The organism is uncultured Altibacter sp. (assembly GCF_963972995.1).
Taxonomy (GTDB): Bacteria; Bacteroidota; Bacteroidia; order Flavobacteriales; family Flavobacteriaceae; genus Altibacter.
On record NZ_CAXAXI010000001.1, the window covers coordinates 135,447 to 159,265 of the forward strand.

Sequence of the window (23,819 nt, forward strand, 5' to 3'; positions counted from 1 at the left end):
GGTTTAAAAATTTTAATTAATTTACAAAATTATTCTTTAACCAAATTTTTGGAAGCAACTATTTCTCCATCACAAATCAAAGCAACAGAATAAAATCCCGGTTGATAGTTGGAAATATCTATAACAGCCTCAAATAATTCAGTATCTAAAATATAATTGTTTGAAGTACCACTGTGCGTATCCACCACCATTAAATAAGCAGATGTCGCTTCATCTGCTTCATAAGAAACAGTTACTATACTTGAAGCAGGGTTAGGCACTAAAGTATTTAAACTATATGGGTTTACAATCACTTCCACTTCGTCATAATCCTTATAGCCGTCGATGTCTGAGATAATTTCCAATTTATATGTTTGTGTCACATTAGGAGATACCGTTAAATCAGTACCTGTGTAGATGAGATTTCCGGCAGGATCATACCAATTGTATATAGCGGCTTCGTTAATCTGTTCCGCGCTAATGGTAATATTCTCGTTCTTATCTATCTCTTTGTCTTGTCCCGCATCTGCCGTAAATGTATCTCTCGGGATTCGCTTTATTTCAAAAGTTTCTCCCCCAATTACTTCATCGGTATCATTGTCTCTTTGTGCTAAGTGATAAATAAATTCTCTTTTAGAAGTCGATTCCTTTGTTAAAAAGTTGAACGTAATATAAGCAGTACCGAGTTCGTTTGGATTGAATTGGATATTATCCAATCGTGCGTTATTTCCTTTAATTATTTTTGTCCTGCTTATTCTTGTAGAATCTAAATTATGTGATAGTCGCCCTCCTCTAACCCATGCATTATATAGCACATCATCCATCTCAAGGGTAACTTCTGCTTCTTCATAAATTGATTTCCCTGTCTCATTAGCCTCCTTACTCAATTCTAAATTATAGGTTTTGGTAGTAGAGAAAGGATTTCCTACACCCACTACACCTCCAATTAAAGAAGATATATCTGGAATAATATCTACTACCGTTGTATTTTTCCATGCAATATTATTATTATTCAAAACATTTTGAACAATTGAGATTCCTTCAGGAAAAGTCATGGGATCATTAGGTGTATCAATTCTTGCCAACAAACAGAAATGCCAAGGATTAGAATTGATATTAATATAATCCTGTGGGTTGGGCATATTAGTCCATTCAAATTCAATGATAGCCTCCTCTCCTATTCCTAATGGAGGAATGGTTATTGTCCCTATCTCATCTCCCATTAAAACAAAGTTGCCTGAGCCCGGCGGGTTTTCAATAGAAAAATTTCCCTCCCAATGTAAAGGCCATTGCAATGAAGTGTTAGCCTTTGACCAATATAGTTTCAGATTGTCCCCACCAGTTGATGCTTGACAACTATTATTTGTGACTCGTACATATACATAATTGGAGTTATTTGGATCGTATTCGGGGTTTTGATGTTCTTTGATGAGCTTTCCATCATTTTGGTTTCTAACCCAAATATCTTCACTGCGCCAAGGTTGAGTAGTCGCAGTATTTGGTTCCGCAAATCCATCAACGTGAGAATCTTGCATTGCGAGATCAAGACCGGGGGCAGGGTTAAGGGTACATTGTGCTGTTAGGACAGCCCGATACGCATTAATTCTTCCTGTGCCCAAAAGACCAATATAAGGCTGATTGTGTGGAATACAGTAAATATCATCTGTAGTATTTCTTATTATGTCTTTAACTTCGAAAAGGGTTAAACTAGGATTTACAGAAAATATTAGGGCTGCCAAGCCTGTAACATATGGAGTTGTTATTGAAGTTGCAGATGCTATTCTATATCCAGAAGGGTGTTCATCATATTTATCGGTGATTGCTAACACAAGTTGTCCCGGAGCACTTACGTCCACTTTATCATTGTGGGTATGTGAATGCGTTTCGGAAGGTACATGTGGTCGAAATTCATGAATATCCAACCATGATCTTTCCCAATATATATTACCATCCGGATTTACAATATTATGATGATAGCCAATTGGAAATCTTGCACCTACGCTGGTTACAGAAAGTGTAGCATCATAAGACGCCGGATAGGCATATCCATTCCCATCTGCACCACAACTGTTCCCTATTACACCATTACCTGCTGCCGCAACAACCAAAACACCATTTTCAGTTACTTCAGCAATTACATCATCCAAAAATTGTTTGCTTGGGCTTTGTTCGCAAATCACCCAACTACAATTGATTACCCTTACACCGGGATAATTAGACAGCACAAGTAAACCATTAATCAAACCACTTGCGTAACCTCCACATGTTGCTCCCACTAATTTTGCGTTATATGCTAAACCTGCAATGCCTACATTATTATTTGTTTTTGCAGCGATGCCTCCTGCAACACCTGTGCCATGGTTTGTAGTATTATTAACAAGTATTATATTATCAATCATTTGACCATTTAAATCTTCGTGGTTAAGATCAAATTTTGAATCTGCTACACCAACTAAAACATTCGGATCACCTGCAGTAATCGTCCATGCTAAGGGAGCATTTATGAGTTCTAAAGCTGCATTTCTACCACCAGTAATTATATCATCATAATCATTAGGATATATAGGGGAAGTGTCTGTGACTGGCATAGAGCCATCTGTAAAAACAATCTCTTCATTTATCACTACTCTTTCAACTTCATTTCGAGTAGAAATATCATTGATTTGTGAATTAGAATCCATTGTAATAACATAAACTCTTTGCAACCTAGGAGTTTCTGCTGTAGGAAAAGCTTTCTCAAAAGAATAAACTGTTTTAGCATTAATGATTGATGAAAAATCATTAATGTTGGTAGTTATGGAGATAGTACCATCAGAGTGGGTAGTTCTTTGGATACCTCCTAAATCATATCCGTCTTTCAGCTCAATATAATAACTTTGTTGATTTTGAGTAAAAACAACATTTATAGAACAAATAAATAGTAAGAAAAATACAGCTTTTTTCATTGGATGGTTAGTTAAAGTTAATTAGTATGTATTCAATCTAATTTGCTTAAGTATAAATTTGAGATAAATAATAATTCTTTACAACCAATTATATAAAAAACAGGAAAAATCCTGTTGGAAAAGAAGGATTTTTCCTGTTCCATCAACAACCGCTTTTGCTGAAATTTTTAAGGCACAAAATTTGTTTATCTTTAGCCTCATAAAATTGTCTCTATGTTACAAAAGTTTGTTGTCCTTACGCTTCTTGTCTTGCATGCTTTTCCCTCCTTCTCCCAAGCCGAAGAAAAAGTTGCACCGCCTTACATCAGCACCATACAATTTAGCGGAACCACTTCCCAAAGTCAGTTGCCCATCATTCGTTTAGGGGAACGGTTGCAGCTTTCCTTTGATGCATTGAACGGACAGGAAGAAGATTTTTATTACACCATCACACATCACAATTTCGACTGGACGCCCAGCGATCTGTCAAAAGGTGAATATCTGGACGGCTTCGATGAGGTGCGTATTGAAACCTACGAGAACTCCTTGAACACCCTTCAAATCTTTTCGCATTACACCCTTACCATTCCCAATCGTGAGACTAGAAGAATTGAAAAGAGCGGTAACTATCTACTCAGCATCTACAACGACGATAACGAACTTATTTTCTCTCGAAAATTCATGGTGATCGAGAACATTGTAGGGGTGGGTGTAGAGATAAAACGTTCCAGAGACCTCAATTTCATTGAAGAAAAGCAGGTGGTACAGTTTACGGTCAACTCACCTAGCCTGTTGCTTATCAATCCGAAGCAAACAGTAAATACGCTGGTGCTTCAAAATAGCAATTTAAAATCGGCCATTACCAACCTCAAACCACAATACACTATTGGCACAGAACTTATCTATCGCTACGATCAGGAAGCTGCGTTTTGGGGCGGCAATGAATTTCTTAGCTTCGACAACAAGGAAGTTCGCTCGGCGACCTTTGGCGTACGTCGTGTCTCCCTGAGCGATGTGTATGAGAATTTCTTATATACAGATGCAGCGCGCAAGGACCGCCCCTATACATACAATCCCGATATCAACGGTAATTTCGTGGTGCGCAATGTGGATGCCCAGAACCAAAATATAGAAGCCGAATATGTACGCATGCATTTTAACCTTCAGTTCTTCGAGGACATTGGCGATAAGGAGATCCACCTCTACGGCAATTTCAACAATTGGACCATCGACGGAACCACGTATATGGAGTATGATCCTGCGAGTGATACCTATCGCAATTCGCGCCTCTTCAAACAAGGGTATTACGATTATAAGTATGTGGTGGTGGATCGTGACGGCTCCGTAGACGGAGGTGCCATTAGCGGAGATTTCTGGCAAACAGAGAACGAATATACCGTGTTGGTCTATTATCGTGATCTCGGGGCGCGCTTCGACCGCATTATTGGCATGGGAACCGCCAGTTCCATCAATATCACCAATAATTAAGTTACTGTTTTTCTGAAAGTGATTTCTTCTGAAAGTGAATTCTTCTGAAGTGTTTCTCTACTGAAGTTCTTTCCGAAGCATCCATAAAAAAAGGCACCCCTTCCGAAGCGAAAACGGACTTTTACTATCTTTAGGGCATGGCCAACGATAAACTTGTAAAGGGAAATAGCAGAAAAGCGTTCAAATACCGAAGCACCACCTGCTTGAATTGCGGTCATCCTTTGGACCTTAGTGATCGCTACTGCTCGTAATGCTCGCAATTAAATACGAAGAAGCAGTTGTCGTTAACAGATTTCTTCAGTGAATTTATGGGAAGCATTTTGGTATACGACTCCCGGCTGCGCTATACCATCAAAGATCTGTTAATTAAACCGGGCACCATTACTCGCAATTATGCCGAAGGCCAACGATTGAAATATGCAAACCCGTTTCGCTTCTTCTTAAGTGTTTCCATAATTTACTTTTTACTGCAAAGCCTTATCGCGTTCTTTGGTACGGGATCGAGTCCTTTTGTTAACTTTAAATCTAACGACACCGCCGTTCCGTTAGACTCACTTCAAAACCAAACCTTCACGTACAAAAATGAAGAGGGAACCGTAGATACCCTAAAAATTAACGAAGGTGCTGTGGTGATGAACCGGGATACCCTGTCCAAACCCAACCCGGACGTTACAGAAGATACTTTTACATACATCTCTGAAGCCGATCTGGATACCCTTAGTAGTGGAGAGCGATTGGTAGAGCGCTTCATGCTCTATCGTGATTTCTATAAATTACACGACATCAAGAATGCCAATACAGCCTTAGACAGCCTGAAGCATTCCAAGACCGCATTGAATCGATGGCTGTACAACAAGAACGGTGCAATAGACCGCATTTCCGAAGACCCCTTTGGCTTCGTCGATTACCTAATGGGAAAAACCCCGTTCTTCCTTTTCTTCTTTACGCCTTTCTTTGCCTTCTTCTTTTGGCTTATGTACTCGCGCAGGAAATATACCTATATGGAGCATATGATCTTTATCTTCCATATTTTCAGCTTTCTCTTTTTAGCGCTTCTCATTTGTATCATCCCGGATACGTTACTTAATGACGGCATATTCTCCGGGATTGTTTTTGCGTTCATTGGTCCGTTCTATTTTTATAAAGCCCTTCGGAATTTCTATAAACAAAGCCGTTTGATAACAATCTTAAAATTTGTATTTTTAAACATTGTTTTTTGGATAAGTTCCAGCATAGCCGCTTTGATTTTCTTTGCGGCGACGGCAGCAACCTATTAGTATGGTACAACAGGTTACACAAGGCATTAAGGTTTCGGTAGAGACCTCTTTTGAAGGTACATTTTATAAGAACTATAAAATATACTATGCTTTTGGCTATACCATCACGATCGAAAACCAGAGCAAAGATGTTGTACAACTCACGACCCGCCATTGGAAGATCAAAGATGCTCTAAACGATCTTGAGGTCGTTGAGGGTGAAGGCGTGATAGGAAAAAAGCCCGTACTACAACCCGGTACTTCCCACTCGTACAGCAGTGGTTGTTTGTTACTTTCTCCCTTTGGAGCAATGCATGGTTACTATGCTATGGTCAATTTTTCTTCTACCCGTAAGTTCCGGGTGGCGATTCCCTCTTTTAAATTGAGTGCTCCCTTTGCTATGAATTAAAGGCTGCTCCTGTTTCAGTTTAACAATTTTTAATTATTTACTGCAAATTTTGACGCAAGGTCATCCATATGCGTCAAAAGTGTTAGTACTCGCTTGTTTTTTATAAACTTCTCTATATCAGCAATCTTACTTTTGGTGCAGTCAAAAGGATTAACCAATTTAAAAAGTAAGATCATGAAATTCAAAATTACACAAACTCAAAAACTCACAATGTACGTGCACACGCTCTTAGTTGTCGTATGTTGTATTAGTCTCATTTTTATGTGCTACGAGTATTCATCATCCATGATGGAGCACATTATGGAGCATGCAAGTCTAGAACTTGATCGATGGACATCGGCACCTATTACAATGCAATAACAATCATTTTTAAATTACATTCATATGAAATCACCTGTATTTTTATCCATCTTCATTTTATTTACGACCACTACCGTCGCTCAATCCAAGACTGACGAGCAAGCCATTAAGCATACCATTCAACTCATTCAAAACGGTTGGAACAATGCCAATGGTGAGACCTTTGCAAGCGCCTTTTGGGACTCGCACGACTTCGTCGTTTGGAACGGGTATTATTTCAAAGAGCAATCTCTTGAAGCAAACAGCATGGGACATCAACGTATTTTTGACACGATGTACAAAGAGACCCAGCTTTTTTATACCATCGATAAAATTAAATTCTTAACAACTGATTTCGCTTTGGTACATGTATTTGGCGCTGTTACTTCAAAAGATGAACAACGTCCAGAGCATCCCCAAGTACTAATCTCAATGCTATTGGAAAAGAAACAGAACGACTGGAAAATTATCTCGTTTCACAATTTAGATCTCGAGGTATTTCAGAACGAAGAAATGCTGAAACGCGCTCCAGTACCTGTTTCCATAATGTATGCAAACTGGTATGCTATGGCAAGTAAATAACTATTTTGAAGGCAGCGATGTATGCCTTAAGGGATACGTCGTTGCTTTTTTTTAGTATCTTAACTATCAAATACATACACTAGCGAACCAATGCGATTTACCTTACACATATGGCTTCTTATTTGTTTTTTTGGAAGCATGCTGCATGTCGTTTCACAAGAACCGCATTCAAATGACACAACCCGTGTATTTACTTTAGATGACACATATCCTATACAATCATTGTTTTCAAAAACTGATTATTTCATTGCGTCTGAAAAAAATTATAGTATAGATGGTATTTTAAGAACTAGTCATTCGAATTTATTTCAACCGTTGAAGGATTCGATTATAATTTCCGAATACCCGATATGGCTTCGGGTTTCCATACAACCGAGGCTTACACTTACCAATCAGCATTTGGTTTTTAAAAGCATTTACGAGAATTTCAATTACGTTACTCCGCATGATAGTATAAAAGCATACTACGTGCAGAACCAGGTAGTAAGAGATAGCCTGATAAGCGGTGTGTATGTGGCTGCATCAAAAAAAGCTGTTCCTTTTCCCGCCTCACTGCTTCGGTTTCCCATTTCGCTAGTGCAAGATGAAGCAACCACTGTATATTTTAAAATTTACGACAAGACAAAAATTTATACACAAATTGAACTCCGAGATCCCGCGATTGCATTTAATCAAAAAGAGCAACCTGTTTGGATCTCTGGATTTGCAATTATTCTTTCTATCTATGTGCTGGCATTTTTCTTTTATACAAGAGACCGTTCCTATTTATATCTGTTTGGTTATTTTGCCTTTGTGGGTATTTACGAACAATCGGTTATTCTTGGATTGCCATTTCTAGAAACTCTCTTTTCTGAATTCCCAAAAGCCTCTATCATTGCTTGGATTTTCTTAACAATGGGCAGCAAAGCAATTTACTTGCAGTTTGGCAGGAAATTCACCAATTTAAAACAAATCAATGCGTTATGGGATAAGATCGTGGTAGGTGTAATTTGCTATTTCCTAATCGTTATTCCCACATCTGTGGTAATTCTTAGTATTGGTATCAACCCATTAGTTTCTGTCCAATACGTATTTGCAGGAATAGGGTTTTTATTGGTTTTACTTATTACAATTAGGTTGGCGTTCTATAAAGATACCATGCTCCGTTATTTTGTTGCATCGTCAATTTGGTCATTTATTTTTTCCATTTTGGGAATCTTATGGCAAAATGGGCTTATCCCATTTTGGGAAACTCCCAACCCTTGGATGATTGCCAATATGGGTCTAATGTTCATATTGGCATTGGCCATTGCCAGAAAAATGCAATTAAGTGAACGCGCCAAATCTGAAGTAGCGAAGGTACGCGAGATAGCTTCTATAAAATCGAAGTTCTTTGCCAATATTTCGCACGAGTTTAGAACACCTCTATCATTGATTCTTGGCCCCATTAACCAGTCACTTGAAAATATTCCTGCTTCTGAAGCTATTGAAGATAGCCACGAAATACCGGTTAGAGGAAAACATCTAAAGGTGATGAAACGTAATGCTATACGACTTCAAAATTTGGTAGATCAAATTTTAGATCTTTCAAAATTAGATCAAGGTAGAATGAGCTTGCAAGTGAGTAAAGGAGACCTTATTCAATTCGTGAAATCGATTGTCTTTTCTTTTGAAAGCCTTACCGAGATCAAGCACATTCAGTTCCAGACACATTTTCCAAAAACCATAGAAAATTCATATTATGATCGGGATAAGCTGGAAAAGATATTGGTAAATTTATTGTCGAATGCAATTAAGTTTACTCCCGAACACGGAAGAGTTACCGTTACCGTTGAAGATAGAAACGGCTTAATTAAAATAAAAATAAGTAATACAGGCAGCGGGATTCCCAAAGAAGCTATATCACATATTTTTGATCGATTTTATCAGACAGAAACAACACAAGATCAAGGAACGGGTATTGGATTGGCACTAGTAAAGGAACTTGTCGGGCTGCACGGAGGACATATTAGCGTGACTAGCACCGAGGGGATTGAAACTGTTTTCAAAGTAATTCTTCCATATCGTAAAGCCCATTTTAGCGCCGAAGCAATTATTGATGTTTCTACTGAGAGTGCGCTGAATTTTGCAGATAGCACACAAATTGCGTTAGAAGCTACTTCCTTTTCCGTAGAACATAATTTCGATACAAAAAGCCCTCTGTTACTAATTGTGGAGGACAATCCCGACCTAAGAGCGTATATAGCAGAACAATTGGAAACAACTTTTAACATACTTGCCGCAACAAATGGGAAAGAAGGCATGAGCATTGCATTAACGAAGCTGCCTGATCTAATTATTAGTGATGTTATGATGCCAGAAATGAACGGAATTGAACTTTGCGAGGTGTTAAAAACAGATATCAGGACTAGTCACATACCCATCATTCTTTTAACCGCTAAAGCCGGCCAAAAGGCCAAAATAGAAGGCCTGGAAACCGGCGCCGACGATTATCTCATAAAGCCTTTCGACGGCCGTGAATTGCTTATCCGTGCTAAAAATTTGATCGATCAACGCGCTCAACTCCGTGAAAAATTTGGAGGTGAGCTAAAGGTTGGTCCTTCCGAAATAAGATTGAGCTCCATGGATGAACGTTTTATCAAGGAGGTTATCAAAACAATAGAGGAGCATATGGATAACGAATTTTATTCGGTAGAAGACCTTGCTTGTTCGGTAGGTTTCAGCAAGTCCCAACTAAATAGAAAGTTGAAATCCATCGTAGGAAAATCGCCCAACCAAATGATTCGGGAATTCCGGTTAACGAGAGCCAAAGATCTCTTAGAACAAAAAGCGGCATCGGTATCTGAAGTGGCATATCAAGTAGGCTACGCTAACCTGTCCTATTTCTCAAAAAGCTATAAAGAGGCTTTTGGGGTGCTGCCTAGCGATGTTTAAAGGGCAAGAGAATGGGCAGCGATCTTTCCCGTTTGCAGATCTTCATACCGCATTTTCAAGGCTCGTTCCTTTACGATCTGTGTAATACTTTTTGTTTTTACAAAGCCCCTATCCATGATAACGTCGGATTCTTTGTTTCCATCACCTGCCGTTTTATGAAATTGTAGCAGTGTTGCTTCGGAAGGCGTTACATCTTTCAATAAAAATTGGGAGAACCACTGCTCTCTCTTTCGTTTCACCTCTTCAGAATACAGCAGCGAAGATGACCAAATATGGGGTGCCAAAGGCTTTTCAGCAATATGAGCCTGTTCACCGTCCCACACCAATTCTACCAATTGTAAATCCCTTTTCCAATCGACCATAATAATAGTGAAGGGTTCTATATTGGTATAATCATAGTGTTGCATGGCAGAACGCCCTTCCGAAGCAACCAAGAGATCCTTCACAATGATTCCTCGACTCATGCGGTAATTGTCTTTTCGTTCGTGCGCCGTAAAACCTCCATTGAGTAAGCAGACCATTCGCCGGGCACCGCTCACACCTATCCAAGTACCGCCCGCAATCGAATCTTTAGGAAACAAGACCGTGACTGCATCGATCTCATATAATTGTGGAGCCAATGTGTGACGCATGGGCGCCTCATCCCTATTGGATGTAACTATAAAGTCCTTATTCCCCTTTGGAACAAATGTTACTGTACACATCTACTGTGTTCTTTATTTTTGCAAAGTAAATTACAAAAAAGCGAGGGAATTACGTACAACTTATCACATTAGCGATTTATTTATCCCTTCTGAAATTTGTACCTTTGCCACTTCAGTTTTTAGAATGCTCAAACAGAACTACTAACAATCCCCCGCAAGGGTGGAAAAAATGAAAATAAGTATGGGAAAAGGATTTTTTGAAGTACCCGTTGCCGTGAACGAACCGGTAAAAGAATACAGACCGGGATCTCCGGAACGTGAAGAGGTATTGGCCACCTACAAAAAGATGTACAATAGCACAGTTGAAGTTCCGCTATTTATAAACGGAAAGAACGTAAAAACGGGGGACACGGCTACCATGAGTTGTCCTCACGATCATAAGCACATTTTAGGTACCTATCATAAAGCGACAAAAAAGAATGTTAGTGATGCTATAGAAACAGCCTTAAAAGCTCGCACCGATTGGGCCGCGACTCCTTGGGAACAACGCGCCGGTATCTTTTTACGTGCCGCCGAACTAATTGCCGGTCCCTACCGTGCAAAGATCAACGCTGCAACCATGTTGGGTCAATCAAAGAACATCTATCAGGCGGAGATCGATGCAGCCTGTGAGTTGATCGACTTTTTACGTTTCAACGTACAGTTCATGACTGAGATCTATGCCGAACAACCGGAATCTACTTCGGGAGCATGGAACAGACTTGAATACCGTCCGCTGGAAGGTTTCATCTATGCAATCACCCCTTTCAATTTTACGGCAATTGCCGGAAATCTGCCTGCGAGTGCTGCGCTCATGGGGAATGTTGTAGTATGGAAACCCAGTGACAGCCAAGTATATTCAGCAAAAGTGATTTTAGATGTATTCAAAGAGGCAGGAGTACCTGCCGGGGTGATCAATATGGTCATGGGCGATCCTGTAATGATCACCGATACTGTTTTAGCAAGTCCCGATTTTAGCGGACTGCACTTTACCGGATCTACCCATGTATTTAAAGATATTTGGCAAAAGATTGGAACGAACATTCACAACTACAAGACCTATCCGCGTATCGTAGGTGAAACAGGGGGAAAAGATTTTATCGTGGCCCACAAGACCGCCAACCCACAACAGGTAGCTACCGCCATTGCGAGAGGTGCCTTTGAATTTCAGGGACAGAAATGTAGTGCTGCAAGTCGCTGCTATATTTCAAAGAGTATTTGGGAAAAAGTGAAGAAAATACTTATTGCCGATGTGAATTCCTTTAAAATGGGAACTCCCGAGGATATGAGCAACTTTATTACGGCGGTGATCCATGAAGGGTCATTTAAAAAGCTCACTAAGTATATCGACCAAGCAAAAAAGGATAAAAATGCAGAGATTGTAGTTGGCGGCAACTACGATAAAAGCAAGGGATACTTTATAGAACCTACCGTTATTGTAACCAAGGACCCTAAGTACGCTACCATGTGTACAGAATTGTTTGGTCCTGTGGTGACCATCTATGTATTTGAGGACAAGGATTGGGAAAAGACCTTACATTTGGTGGATGAGACCGGTGAGTATGCTTTGACGGGTGCCGTATTTAGCGAAGATCGTTACGCTTTGGAAAAAGCGGTGCGTATCCTAGAGAATGCCGCAGGCAATTTTTATATCAACGATAAACCTACGGGTGCAGTGGTGGGTCAACAACCTTTTGGCGGTGCACGCGCAAGCGGCACCAATGACAAAGCCGGCAGTAAACTGAACCTGTACCGTTGGGTTTCTCCTCGCATGGTCAAGGAAACCTTTGTTTCTCCTACCGATTATAAATACCCGTTTTTAGGATAACAAAATGCAGTGCGAATAAAAAACCCAAGGTTTCAAGCCTTGGGTTTTTTTTAGTAAGTCGGGTATTAAATTACTCGTAACCTTTATCTGAATTCACGGGAGCGTGTTGTGAATTTCTTGCAGTATTGTCTGCACTTACCACCATGGCTACCAATTCGAGGTTTTCTACTACATAATCGGAAGGCAATGAAATTGTAAAGCTGGCACTATACGCTCCAAAAGCCGGCGTACTTGATATCTCGTCCCCGAATATATCGGTAAGCGATAGGCGCAGTACCTCGTTGTGTTCAAAATCGGGAATAGGATTTCCCATGTTATAATACGGGCTCGTAGGATCTGTGTCATAATAGTTTGTTTGCTGATAGATAAGACCATTCTCTACCAGATAGAGTACCAATTTATCTCCCGGTTGAGAACCTTCTTCGTAAAGCACACGCACATCTGCGGAAAGGCTGGAACCGGAAACTTGAGAACGTATCGCGATAGAAAGATTTGTTGGCTCCCCTGCCAATGCGGTAACATCGCTTACTTCGTATGGATTGTTCCAATTGGTGGTTCTATTAATACGGGCTGCCGGCAGACCGGTTACCCCGAAGGCATCTTTTAATAATTGAACCTGCGGAAAATGGAAGGGATCGGGATTGCTGTTTGCTGTTTCATGTATCGCGACTACCGATATGTCATCGGTTTGGGCATGGGCATCGATAATGGCTGCGGCCACACTGGGACAGAAACCACACCATGTACCTGTATAATCTTCAATGACCACTTTTCTAACCGGAACAAATATTTCGAACGATTTATTCTCTGTGTCAAAGGTAGAACCTGCAATTTCATAACGGGCATATACCGAATAGGTCCCGGTCGTGGCAGTAGCATAGGTGTTTCCTGTGATTGCCGTATCATTTACATAGAAGGTTGCTTCAGAAGTAGCATCATTCCCTTCAGAATCCACCATTGAAAATGTGACAGTTTGATTGCGTAGTGCCTTAGTATGGTCTATAAGCACAACTCTTTCCGAAGCGCCTATTACTTCAAAATCCAACGTATTACTATTCACCCCTAAGTAAGAAGCGTAGACACTGTAACTTCCTTCCCCATTAAAAGCATAGGTAGCACCTGAGATTTCGGATTGATTCACATAGAAAACTGCTTCATTGGTGTAATCGACCCCATCATCACCCGTGACCGAAAACGTAACGGTCTCGTTAATGACCAAAAAATTGTCCGGAGAATCACTTGAAATGACAAGTGTTTCAAAATTGGCACTGCCCTCGAGTGGTACATTCTCTTCCGGTCTACTACAAGCAAGAAGAATAAAAGCGCAAAAAAACAGGGATATTTTGAATACTATATGACCCTGAATACAGACGGTTGGGGTGAAGAATGTACTTGGAATGTTAAGGACATCGATGGAAACATTTTGTACAGTGGTGGTCCTTATGCCGATAATATAGAGATCAATGAGACCTTCCAATTATCTGCAGACTGCTACACCTTCAATTTAATGGATTCTTACGGAGATGGTGGCGGCGCCGTTACGCTTATAGATGCTGAAGGCACCACAGTATATTCCACAAATGGAAATTACGGTTCCGGAGAGAGTAAGAACTTTTCTACTAATGGGGTTCTTGGCATTGAAGATCTTGACAGCCTTTATAAGTTCATTGTATATCCAAATCCGGCACAGGACCAACTTTTTATCGTAAATGCTGAAAATGCTACGATCGAGTTGTATGATATGCTTGGGAAATTAATCCTAACACAAAGCAACATCACGGCTTCTGAAACAGTGAGTGTTTCAAGTTTACAGAACGGAACCTACTTTTTGAAAGTCACCAGTGAGAATGCCTCAAAAGTAGAAAAAATTATAATTGCAAAATAAATAGAATACTTTCTGAAGAAAAACTCCGGTCATGACCGGAGTTTTTTATGCCTTATATTTTAGCGGAAGGTGCACCACACTCTTCGTCTCGAAAAAATCTTCAGTAAAATAACCCTGAAGATTGTATACAGTGGCTTTTGGAAATGGGGCCAGCTCTTCGGTAAGATCCCCTCCTTTTAGATAAAGTATACCGTTCTTAAGCTCATGCCGAGATTTTTTGACTACACGTCCTTTTACCCAGTGAACAAATGTCTCCATTTGTGCCACAGCCCTGCTAATGATAAAGTCGTATTGTCCGTCCAACGTCTCTACCCGAGCGTTCGTTATTTCCACATTCTCTAAACCAAGCCCCGCGGCAACTTCTTCCACGACCTTTATTTTCTTACCGATGCTGTCTACCAAATGAAATTTTGTTTCAGGAAAAAGAATAGCCAATGGAATCCCGGGAAAACCTCCTCCAGTTCCAACATCCAGAATTTTTGCGTCCGGAAGAAACTTTTGCACTTTAGCGATCCCCAGCGAATGCAATACATGACGTAGGTATAATTCGTCAATATCCTTCCGGGAAACTACATTGATCTTCACATTCCAGTCTTGATACAGCTCCTGAAGCTTATTAAACTGTTCTAATTGAGTATCAGAAAGTTGCGTAAAATAGTGTTTCAATAATTCCATAGCGAGATATTAACGGCAAAAGTAGCTTTTCTTTGATAAATTTATGATTTCATACCATTTTTTTACAGCTAAGATGCGTATTTTAGCCCTTTCCTAAAAAGGGATCCCCATTTAAAACAAACACATTGTGATACAAACACAAATTACCTTCTCAAGAGTTGATTCTGCTAAGTTTTTTAGAACCCTCAACAAACGTGTTAATGATTATTTTAAAGAAAATAACATCTCCCGTAATGGTAACTGGAAGCTGCATATAAAGACTATTGTCATGTTTTCCCTCTACCTAGCGCCCTATTTCTTATTCCTTACGCTTAACTTTCCTTGGTGGGCCCAACTCTTACTTACCATTGTGATGGGTGTTGGAATGGCCGGCGTAGGTATGAACGTGATGCATGATGCCAATCACGGAGCATATTCTTCAAAAAAATGGATCAATAAGGTCTTGGGCGGAAGCATGTATATTTTAGCCGGTAATGTATATAACTGGCAAGTACAACACAACGTCTTACACCATACGTACACCAATATTCACGGGCACGATGAAGATCTCGAGGCCGGAAGGATCCTTCGGTTCTCGAAACATTCGAAATGGCGAAGACTTCACAAATTTCAGCACTATTACAGTATCTTTTTTTATGGCTTACTCACCATCAATTGGGTATTGACATCAGATTTCCTGCAGACCAAACGATATTTGGCTCAAAAATTATCTTATGGGAAACTACCCAAACCGGCAACACAATGGAGCATCTTGATCGTGACTAAAATAATCTATGCCGCTATCTGGATCGTTTTACCTATTTTATTCTTCAATATTGCATGGTGGAAAATATTGATCGGGTTCTTTATTATGCATTACGTGGCCGGACTTATACTTAGTATCGTCTTTCAATTGGCACATGTGGTGAAAGAAGCTGACATTGTACTTCCGGACCCTTCCGGCACCATGAAGAATACTTGGGCTATCCACCAGTTGTTCACCACGGTGAATTTTTCTACCAAAAACAAGATCATGAACTGGTTTACCGGCGGATTGAATCACCAGGTAGAGCATCACATTTTTCCAAACATTAGCCACATTCACTATACAAAGATTTCCCAGATCGTAAAACAAACCGCGCAGGAATTCAACCTACCTTATAACGAGTATAAAACAACTCGAAAAGCAATTATCGCACATTTTGAACATTTAAGAGAAATGGGACTGAAACCTGCAGTTTCCGCATAACACCCTATGAATCCAAAACTTTCGAATCGAGTCAACGAGATGGCAACTTCTGCCACATTGGCCATGGCGGCTAAAGCGCGTGAACTACGCGAAGAAGGAAAAGATATAATAGGCCTAAGTTTGGGAGAACCGGACTTTACAGTTCCTGAGTTTGTAAAAGAAGGTGCCATTCAAGCTATAAAAGACGATTACCACACATACACCCCTGTAGATGGGTATGGCGATTTGAAGAAAGCAATTATTACCAAGTTCAAACGCGACAATGACCTAACGTATACTCCTGCTCAAATAGTAGTGTCCACGGGTGCCAAGCAATCTCTGGCAAATCTGGCTATGGTTCTTTTAAATGAAGGGGACGAGGTCTTACTACCCGCTCCTTATTGGGTGAGTTATGCCGATATTAGCAAATTGGCAGGCGGTGTTCCGGTTGAGATTCCAACTACGATCGAATCCGATTTTAAAGTGACTCCAAAAGCATTGGAGGCAGCGATCACTCCCAAAACCAAAATGATTATTTACAGCTCACCTTGTAACCCCAGCGGATCGGTTTATAGTAAGGAGGAACTTCGCGCGTTAGCCGATGTTCTGGTTAACTATCCTAATATTATTGTGGTGAGCGATGAGATCTACGAACACATCAATTTTGTTGGGGAACACGCTTCCATGGCTGCATTCGAAGATATGTATGATCGCACGGTCGTTGTAAATGGCGTCTCAAAAGCGTATGCCATGACCGGTTGGCGTATTGGATATATTGGAGGACCCGAATGGATCGCTCGAGCCTGCAATAAGATGCAGGGGCAAATCACAAGTGGTGCCAATTGTATTGCCCAACGCGCTACCATCACGGCTTTAGAGAATCCACCAAGTAAGATCCGATATATGGTCGATGCCTTTAAGGAACGTCGTAGTCTCATCTTGAACTTACTTTCTGAAATTCCCGGTTTTAAAACCAACGAGCCGGAAGGAGCTTTCTATGTATTTCCGGATATTTCCTATTACTTCGGAAAAACACTTCGGGGTAAAAAGATTGAAAATGCTTCAGACTTTTCGTTGTATCTCTTGGAAGAAGCGACCGTAGCTACGGTTACCGGGGAAGCTTTTGGAGATTCTAACTGCATCCGGATTTCGTACGCTGCTTCCGAAGCAGAGATAAAGGAAGCCATGAAACGCATAAAAGCTTCTCTTACTGCATAAAATTTAGTACATGGCAAAAATCTTACTTCTAGGTAGTGGCGAATTAGGTAAGGAGTTCGTTATCGCAGCGCAGCGTATAGGTCAAACCGTAATTGCAGTTGACACTTATGCCAATGCACCGGCCATGCACGTGGCCAATGACTTTGAAGTGATAAATATGCTTGATGGGGATGCCTTGGATGCCATTGTGGAAAAACACCAACCCGACTTTATTATTCCGGAAATTGAAGCCATTCGAACCGAGCGCTTCTATGAATACGAACGCCAAGGATATACCGTGATCCCTTCCGCAAAAGCGGCTAATTACACGATGAATCGTAAGGCCATTCGAGATTTAGCAGCGAAAACCTTAGACCTCAAGACCGCTGCGTATCGGTATGCCACCTCAGCGAAGCAATTAAAAGAGGCGGTAGATGAAATTGGGATGCCATGTGTGGTAAAGCCATTGATGTCTTCCAGCGGAAAAGGTCAAAGTACCATCCACACGGAAACCGATATTGAAAAAGCTTGGCAATATGCTCAAGAAGGTTCGCGCGGTGATGTCGCCGAAGTGATCGTAGAAACCTTTGTAAATTTCACGTATGAGATCACCTTACTTACGGTAACACAGCGCAACGGCCCTACCCTGTTCTGCCCACCCATAGGGCATAGGCAAGAACGTGGTGATTATCAAGAAAGCTGGCAGCCGGCCGCCATGGACGAAATTCATTTGCGCGAAGCACAGCACATGGCACAACAAGTGACCGAAGCCTTAGGAGGTGCCGGTATCTGGGGCGTAGAATTCTTTGTAGGCGATGATGGTGTCTATTTTTCAGAACTATCACCGCGGCCGCATGATACGGGGATGGTAACCTTAGCAAAGACACAAAACTTCAACGAATTTGAACTACACCTGCGAGCGGTCTTAGGACTTCCTATTCCTGAAGTCACGTTAGAACGCATAGGTGCTTCGGCCGTGATCGCAGCTTCAGGACATTCTGAAAACCCATTGTACGAAGGCTTGGAAGCTCTTTCCGAAGCCAAAAAAACCGATTTCCGAATCTTCGGAAAGCCAACGGCAAGACCCTACCGAAGAATGGGTGTAGTATTAACCTACGATATCCTTACAGGCGATGTTTCCGACGTAACGCAACGAGCAATGAAATTAGCCAAGCAAGTAAAAGTTCAGCTGTAAGCTTATCGATTTCTCCAGAAGAATGGGGTGAGCAGAATCAATACCGTAAAAAGTTCCAATCGGCCAATTAACATTAAAAAGGAAGACCACCATTTGGCTGGATCCGGCAGGTTGCCATAATTATTTACGGGCCCCAGATCACCTAAGGCCGGCCCTACATTCCCTAAAGTTGAGGCCGCGCCCCCTAGTGCTGTTTGGAAGTCTAGTCCTAACCATGAGAATACCAATACCCCTATAATAAAAGAAAGCATGTAAAGAATAAAGAATCCAAGAATGTTAAACACAATGGGTTGCTGAACAGCTTTGTTGTTATAACGTACCGGCAATATGGCATGAGGATGTAAAGTGCGCTTAAACTCTAGTATTCCATTCTTTATCATGATCAAGTGGCGCACGATTTTAATTCCTCCTGCCGTTGATCCTGAAGAGCCCCCCAAGAACATCAACCCAAAGAAAAAGATGGTTAAGAATGGTGTCCATAAGGTATAGTCGGCAGTAACAAAACCTGTGGTGGTGACAATTGCCAGCACTTGAAACAATCCATGTCGCACCGCACTCTCAAAGGCACCCCACACCATGGGATGTGCAATACTCGAATCACTCACATCGGCTTGAAAATAGATGACCAATGCCGCAATACCAGTAAAAAGAAGTATCGCATACGTGTATAATTTAAATTCTTCGTCTCTAAATACCTTGCTGAACTTGGTCTTAAAAGCAAAATAACTGAGCACAAAATTTGTTCCCGCCAAGAACATAAACACCATGATGATGTATTGGATAATCGGTTGATCGTTCCAATAGGCAACACTGACATTCTTGGTAGAAAATCCTCCGGTACTAAGTGTACTTAGCGAGTGATTAATCGCATCGAAAAAACTCATGCCCGCAAGGCGAAGCAAAATGGTTTCAGCAATGGTATACCCAACATAAATAAGCCACAATCGTTTGGCGGTGTCGGTAATACGTGGATGTAGTTTATCTCCTCCCGGGCCCGGTGCTTCTGCGGCAAAAAGTTGCATTCCTCCTATACCCAATAATGGTAAGATGGCAATCGCAAGAACAATGATCCCCATTCCTCCTATCCAGTGGGTGATACTACGCCAGAACAAGACCCCATTCGGGATACTTTCAATGTCACTTAATATGGAAGCTCCGGTAGTAGTATACCCGCTCATGGTTTCGAAGAAGGCATTGGTAAAATTAGGTATGGCTCCTGTAAAAAGGTAAGGCAAAGTTCCCGCCAGCGACATAAAAATCCAACCTAAGGTTACTATAATATACCCCTCTCTTTTCTGTATTTCTTTACGATGGTTACGCGTAAAGAACATGACCAGCGCTCCAACAGCAACGGTCACTGCTCCGGCCATCAATATTTCTTGTGTAACTCCATCTTTGTAATAGAAGCTCACAAGTGATGCTAGCAGCATAAAGCCTCCGTTCACCCCAAGGAGTAAACCCATTAAGTGAGATATGATCTTAAAATTGATGGTGGATATAGCACGCATTATACGAACAATTTTTCCACTTTCGTAATAGATTGCGGCAAACAACAGACCACGATACGGTCCCCGCTGGCAATCTTAAAATCACCCAAAGCAATGATCCCTTCTCCATTGCGCACTACACCGCCAATGACCGCAGAACGCGGAAAATCGATCTCTTTAATGATCATATTGCAAACCTTGGATGTTGGAGAAACTATGAATTCTAAAAGTTCGGCATTCATATTGTTAAGTTTGGTCATGGCAACCACCTCCCCTTTTCGAACATACCTGAAAATATTGTTTGCTGCCAGTAATTTCTTATTGATCAACGTATCAATCCCAATCGAATGAGAAAGTTGGAAGTAATCCATGTTCTCAACCAATGCAATGGCCTTTTTTACACCTTTGGATTTGGCCACCAAACAAGACATGATATTCGTTTCACTGTTTCCGGTCACCGAGATAAAAGCATCCATTTCTTGTATGGATTCTTCCTGAAGCAGTTCTACGTTTCTTCCGTCACCGTTGATCACTAAGCAACTGGGGATATCATCTGCGATCTCAAACGCCTTATTCTTATCATTCTCAATAAGCTTCACATTAAAGCTGCTCTTGCAAAGATCACGTGCCGTTTTCCGTCCAATATTACTTCCTCCCAAGATCATCACATTCTTTATTTCTTGACGAACTTTGCCCGTAAGCTTATAAATGTGTTCAACACCTGCTTCTGTGGTGATAAAGTATACTTGATCGCCCTCTTTAAATTGAGTGTCTCCTCTCGGAATCAATGTATACTGAGTTCCATAGCGTTGTATCGCAATGGGCACATACTTCAATTCCGGATATAACTGACCTACTTCTTTCACAGTTTTACCTACAAAAACCGCAGTACGCGATAAGGAAAGACCTATCATGGTCAAGGCACCTTCTTCAAATTGGTACGTATCGTTGAATGCGCTTTGGTTAAGTAACAGCTCTATTTCATTTGCTGCCAGAGATTCTGGCGAAATGAGTTCGTCGATACCAAATTTCGTGAACCCAACTTCGTCTTTATTGTCAATAAATTCGGTATTTGAAATACGCGCGATGGTACGTTTTGCACCTAATTGTTTGGAGAGCACGCAAACCGTAATATTAGTTGTCTCACTAGATGTGACTGCGATAACAAGATCGGTATTGTCCACTTTAGAGTCCTTTAAAACTGAAATAGATGTAGCGTCTCCACGCACCACCCGAATATCCAAATGAGTATCGGCATAGGCCAACGATTCTCTATTGGTATCTATGAGGGTGATGTCCTGGGATTCGAAGGAGAGAAGTTTTGCTAGATGGAATCCAACCTCGCCGGCACCGGCTATTATTATCTTCATATTCTATTGCGCAATGAGTCCTGCAAAGGTATTGAATTTTAGTCGAATCCTGAGATTGGGAATACATTTCTCTTGTGACAGGTTTCTCGTTGAAATAGTAAAAAAGTAGTAGCTTTGCAGCCTTGTTTGCACTTCGATCGTGCACATCCTTAAAAAAGAGCAAACAAAAAATACAATGAGTAAAAAAATAACGCCGTATAAAGAGTCATCGCTCAACAAGAAAGAGCAGGTCGAGCAAATGTTCGACACGATTTCCGGGAATTACGATGGATTAAACCGTGTGATCTCTTTGGGAACTGATACTTCTTGGCGTAAAAAGATCATTAAAATGGTGGCTAAGAGACATCCAAAGAATGTGTTGGACATTGCCACCGGAACAGGCGATCTGGCCATTCAATTTGCAGAGAAGACAGGCATTCCTCGTATTGTGGGATTAGATCTTTCTGAAGGCATGTTGGGAGTGGCACGAAAAAAAATAAAAGGCAAATCGTTTTCAGAGCGAATCGAATTCATTAAAGGAGATTCTGAAAAACTTCCCTTTGAAAACAATTCTTTTGAAGCGATCACGGTGTCTTTTGGCATTCGAAATTTTGAAGATCTTGAGCAGGGACTTTCGGAAATATACCGAGTGCTAGAGCCTCAAGGACTTTTTGTTATTTTGGAAACTTCCGTCCCTACCAAATTTCCGTTCAAACAAGGGTACTATTTCTACAGTCGAAGATTACTTCCTTTTATTGGCAGGATATTCTCTAAAGATAAAGTTGCCTACAAGTACCTAAGTGAAAGCGCTTCGGTTTTCCCGTACGGCGAAACCCTCAACAATATTTTAAAGAAAATCGGGTTTATAGAAGTGGAAAATAAACCGCAAACCTTTGGGGTGGCCACAATTTATAAAGCCACAAAATAAGTATGAAAAAAATTCTTTTTATCGTCACATTTTTAGTAGGCGTTCAAGCGGCTCAGGCTCAATTGTTCACCAAAGAACGGCTGGCGAATCTTGAAACCTTCGATAATCGCTTTTTGAGTTGGGGATATTTTTTAGGATTCAACAGTTACGATTTTAAGTTTGATTATATTGACGATCTCGGAGATCAAAATACTGAGGTGCTGGTAGAAGGGCAGGCGGGCTTCAATGTGGGGCTTATAGGTGATATGCGTATCAATAAATACATCAACCTTCGCCTTGAACCTGGACTCTACTATACCCAACGCAATCTACTATTTCCGGGATTTGCGGAAGAACGTGACCAACTTCGGGAGGCTAAATCCACGTATATCCACGTACCGCTTCTTGTGAAACTTTCAACCAAGCGACTCAATAATTTTAAGCCGTTTATTGTAGGAGGTGTCTCCACTTCATTTAATTTGTCCAGCAACGAGAACAATCCTGAAGATAACCGCAGCGGCCAATTTCGAATGACCAATACCACCAGCTACTATGAGCTAGGGTTTGGCATTGATTTTTATCTTTACTACTTTAAGTTTACACCTTCCATTCGCGGCGTTTTTGCGTTGAGTGATGAGCTGGTACGCGATAACGACCCTAACAGTCCTTGGACCGGGAATATCGACAAGATGGCATCCAGAGGAATTTTCGTGAACTTTACATTTCAGTAGACCGTCTCACCTCACTTAATAAAATTGCTCCTGCGGTAGCCACATTAAGGCTTTCCGTTTCTTGTTTTACGCCAAATTGCGGAATAGTGACCCTTTCCTGAAGCAATTTCATTATTGGATCCGAGATTCCATTTGCTTCGTTCCCCAACACCAAAATACCTTCCTTGGACCATGTTTTTTGATACGCATTCGTCCCTTCCATACAGGCTCCAATTACAGGAAGTGTTGTATTTTGAAGATAACTGGTTAACGCTACATAATGTACAGCTACTCGGGAAATGGATCCCATAGTGGCCTGCACCACCTTCGGGTTATAGCAATCGGTCGTGTCTTTAGAGCAAACCAATTGTTGGATGCCAAACCAATCGCAGAGACGGATAAGCGTACCCAGATTTCCAGGGTCCCGCACCGCATCCAAGACAAGAATCCATCCGCTTTCCTTAAGAGGAACTTCGGCTGGGATCGCAAAGATGGCAAGGGCAGTATTCGCTGTACTCAAAAAGCTGATTTTTTTAAGGTCTGCTTCAGAAATGTGATAATGGTTATCTGAAGGCTCGGTAATAACTTCCGAAGAAAAAAGCATATGAAGCTTGAAACCCGCCTTCAGCAATTCTAAAATTACTTTGGGTCCCTCCGCCACAAAAAGTCCTGTTTTATCACGGTACTTTTTTTGGCCTAGACTCGTTATTAATTTTATTTGACTTTTACTTATCAAAATTATCCTATTTTTGAAATGCACTCCAACAAATGTGTACTTTTACAGTAAGTTTTCATGCAACTTTTGT

General features: G+C 41.0%; 21 protein-coding genes. 13 read left to right on the top strand and 8 right to left on the bottom strand.

The genetic code is table 11. From position 1 onward, the window contains the following. Nucleotides 1-29 precede the first annotated feature (29 nt). Nucleotides 30-2,924, bottom strand: a complete 2,895-nt coding sequence (locus AACZ11_RS00705; RefSeq protein ID WP_290626229.1) for a S8 family serine peptidase — start codon at nt 2,922-2,924, stop codon at nt 30-32. A gap of 213 nt (nt 2,925-3,137) precedes the next feature. Between AACZ11_RS00705 and AACZ11_RS00710 the strand changes: the two genes are divergently transcribed. Continuing rightward, nucleotides 3,138-4,391, top strand: a complete 1,254-nt coding sequence (locus tag AACZ11_RS00710) for a DUF5103 domain-containing protein (protein WP_290626231.1) — start codon at nt 3,138-3,140, stop codon at nt 4,389-4,391. On the opposite strand, the gene AACZ11_RS00715 is transcribed toward AACZ11_RS00710, so the two are convergent. Continuing rightward, nucleotides 4,388-4,609, bottom strand: coding sequence for a hypothetical protein (locus AACZ11_RS00715; protein ID WP_339831190.1), 222 nt, complete (start codon nt 4,607-4,609; stop codon nt 4,388-4,390). The genes AACZ11_RS00710 and AACZ11_RS00715 overlap by 4 nt on opposite strands. Before the next feature lie 60 nt (nt 4,610-4,669). On the opposite strand from AACZ11_RS00715, the gene AACZ11_RS00720 reads away from it, so the two are divergent. The 5 genes from AACZ11_RS00720 to AACZ11_RS00740 all read left to right on the top strand — a co-directional run bounded on the left by AACZ11_RS00720 (nt 4,670) and on the right by AACZ11_RS00740 (nt 9,890). Then, on the top strand, nt 4,670-5,668 hold the full coding sequence (locus AACZ11_RS00720; protein ID WP_339831193.1) for a DUF3667 domain-containing protein: 999 nt from the start codon (nt 4,670-4,672) through the stop codon (nt 5,666-5,668). Between the two features lies 1 nt (nt 5,669). After that, entirely contained in the window at nt 5,670-6,056 is a 387-nt protein-coding gene (gene apaG, locus AACZ11_RS00725) for a Co2+/Mg2+ efflux protein ApaG (protein ID WP_290626235.1), read from the top strand. 174 nt (nt 6,057-6,230) lie between these two features. Next, nucleotides 6,231-6,416, top strand: a complete 186-nt coding sequence (locus tag AACZ11_RS00730; protein WP_339831195.1) for a hypothetical protein — start codon at nt 6,231-6,233, stop codon at nt 6,414-6,416. Between the two features lie 24 nt (nt 6,417-6,440). Next, nucleotides 6,441-6,977 (top strand): SgcJ/EcaC family oxidoreductase, encoded by a 537-nt coding sequence (locus AACZ11_RS00735; RefSeq protein WP_290626237.1) that lies wholly within the window; start codon nt 6,441-6,443, stop codon nt 6,975-6,977. A 138-nt stretch (nt 6,978-7,115) separates the two neighbouring features. Then, nucleotides 7,116-9,890 (top strand): ATP-binding protein, encoded by a 2,775-nt coding sequence (locus AACZ11_RS00740; protein ID WP_339831235.1) that lies wholly within the window; start codon nt 7,116-7,118, stop codon nt 9,888-9,890. On the opposite strand, the gene AACZ11_RS00745 is transcribed toward AACZ11_RS00740, so the two are convergent. After that, entirely contained in the window at nt 9,887-10,594 is a 708-nt protein-coding gene (locus tag AACZ11_RS00745; protein WP_290626241.1) for an NRDE family protein, read from the bottom strand. The two genes, AACZ11_RS00740 and AACZ11_RS00745, sit on opposite strands and share 4 nt — an antisense overlap. A 181-nt stretch (nt 10,595-10,775) precedes the next feature. Between AACZ11_RS00745 and pruA the strand changes: the two genes are divergently transcribed. After that, a complete protein-coding gene (pruA, locus tag AACZ11_RS00750) occupies nt 10,776-12,401 on the top strand; it encodes an L-glutamate gamma-semialdehyde dehydrogenase (RefSeq protein WP_290626243.1) in 1,626 nt (541 codons plus the stop codon). 70 nt (nt 12,402-12,471) lie between these two features. Here pruA and AACZ11_RS00755 read toward each other — a convergent pair whose 3' ends face one another. Beyond that, a complete protein-coding gene (locus AACZ11_RS00755) occupies nt 12,472-13,620 on the bottom strand; it encodes an Omp28-related outer membrane protein (RefSeq protein WP_290626245.1) in 1,149 nt (382 codons plus the stop codon). Nucleotides 13,621-13,755: 135 nt separating this feature from the next. Here AACZ11_RS00755 and AACZ11_RS00760 point away from each other — a divergent pair, with 135 nt between their 5' ends. After that, on the top strand, nt 13,756-14,286 hold the full coding sequence (locus tag AACZ11_RS00760) for a T9SS type A sorting domain-containing protein (protein ID WP_290626247.1): 531 nt from the start codon (nt 13,756-13,758) through the stop codon (nt 14,284-14,286). A gap of 45 nt (nt 14,287-14,331) precedes the next feature. On the opposite strand, the gene rsmG is transcribed toward AACZ11_RS00760, so the two are convergent. Continuing rightward, nucleotides 14,332-14,961 (bottom strand): 16S rRNA (guanine(527)-N(7))-methyltransferase RsmG, encoded by a 630-nt coding sequence (gene rsmG, locus AACZ11_RS00765; RefSeq protein WP_290626249.1) that lies wholly within the window; start codon nt 14,959-14,961, stop codon nt 14,332-14,334. Nucleotides 14,962-15,091: 130 nt separating this feature from the next. Here rsmG and AACZ11_RS00770 point away from each other — a divergent pair, with 130 nt between their 5' ends. Genes AACZ11_RS00770 through purT form a run of 3 tightly spaced genes read left to right on the top strand, consistent with a single transcriptional unit; the run spans nt 15,092 to nt 18,560 of the window. Beyond that, nucleotides 15,092-16,189 (top strand): acyl-CoA desaturase, encoded by a 1,098-nt coding sequence (locus AACZ11_RS00770; protein ID WP_290626257.1) that lies wholly within the window; start codon nt 15,092-15,094, stop codon nt 16,187-16,189. Nucleotides 16,190-16,195: 6 nt separating this feature from the next. Beyond that, complete coding sequence (locus AACZ11_RS00775; protein WP_290626251.1) at nt 16,196-17,386, top strand: pyridoxal phosphate-dependent aminotransferase; 1,191 nt, start codon at nt 16,196-16,198, stop codon at nt 17,384-17,386. Nucleotides 17,387-17,396: 10 nt separating this feature from the next. Beyond that, a complete protein-coding gene (gene purT, locus AACZ11_RS00780) occupies nt 17,397-18,560 on the top strand; it encodes a formate-dependent phosphoribosylglycinamide formyltransferase (protein WP_290626253.1) in 1,164 nt (387 codons plus the stop codon). A 2-nt stretch (nt 18,561-18,562) separates the two neighbouring features. Here purT and AACZ11_RS00785 read toward each other — a convergent pair whose 3' ends face one another. Both AACZ11_RS00785 and trkA read right to left on the bottom strand, forming a co-directional pair. Further along, nucleotides 18,563-20,068 (bottom strand): potassium transporter TrkG, encoded by a 1,506-nt coding sequence (locus AACZ11_RS00785; RefSeq protein WP_339831201.1) that lies wholly within the window; start codon nt 20,066-20,068, stop codon nt 18,563-18,565. Continuing rightward, complete coding sequence (gene trkA, locus AACZ11_RS00790; protein ID WP_290627079.1) at nt 20,068-21,417, bottom strand: Trk system potassium transporter TrkA; 1,350 nt, start codon at nt 21,415-21,417, stop codon at nt 20,068-20,070. Before trkA ends, AACZ11_RS00785 begins: the two co-directional genes overlap by 1 nt. Nucleotides 21,418-21,592: 175 nt before the next feature. Here trkA and ubiE point away from each other — a divergent pair, with 175 nt between their 5' ends. Beyond that, on the top strand, nt 21,593-22,324 hold the full coding sequence (ubiE, locus tag AACZ11_RS00795) for a bifunctional demethylmenaquinone methyltransferase/2-methoxy-6-polyprenyl-1,4-benzoquinol methylase UbiE (protein ID WP_290627078.1): 732 nt from the start codon (nt 21,593-21,595) through the stop codon (nt 22,322-22,324). A gap of 2 nt (nt 22,325-22,326) precedes the next feature. After that, nucleotides 22,327-23,034 (top strand): porin family protein, encoded by a 708-nt coding sequence (locus AACZ11_RS00800; protein WP_290627076.1) that lies wholly within the window; start codon nt 22,327-22,329, stop codon nt 23,032-23,034. Here AACZ11_RS00800 and AACZ11_RS00805 read toward each other — a convergent pair. After that, a complete protein-coding gene (locus AACZ11_RS00805) occupies nt 23,021-23,674 on the bottom strand; it encodes an RNA methyltransferase (protein WP_339831204.1) in 654 nt (217 codons plus the stop codon). The two genes, AACZ11_RS00800 and AACZ11_RS00805, sit on opposite strands and share 14 nt — an antisense overlap. Nucleotides 23,675-23,819: the final 145 nt, after the last annotated feature.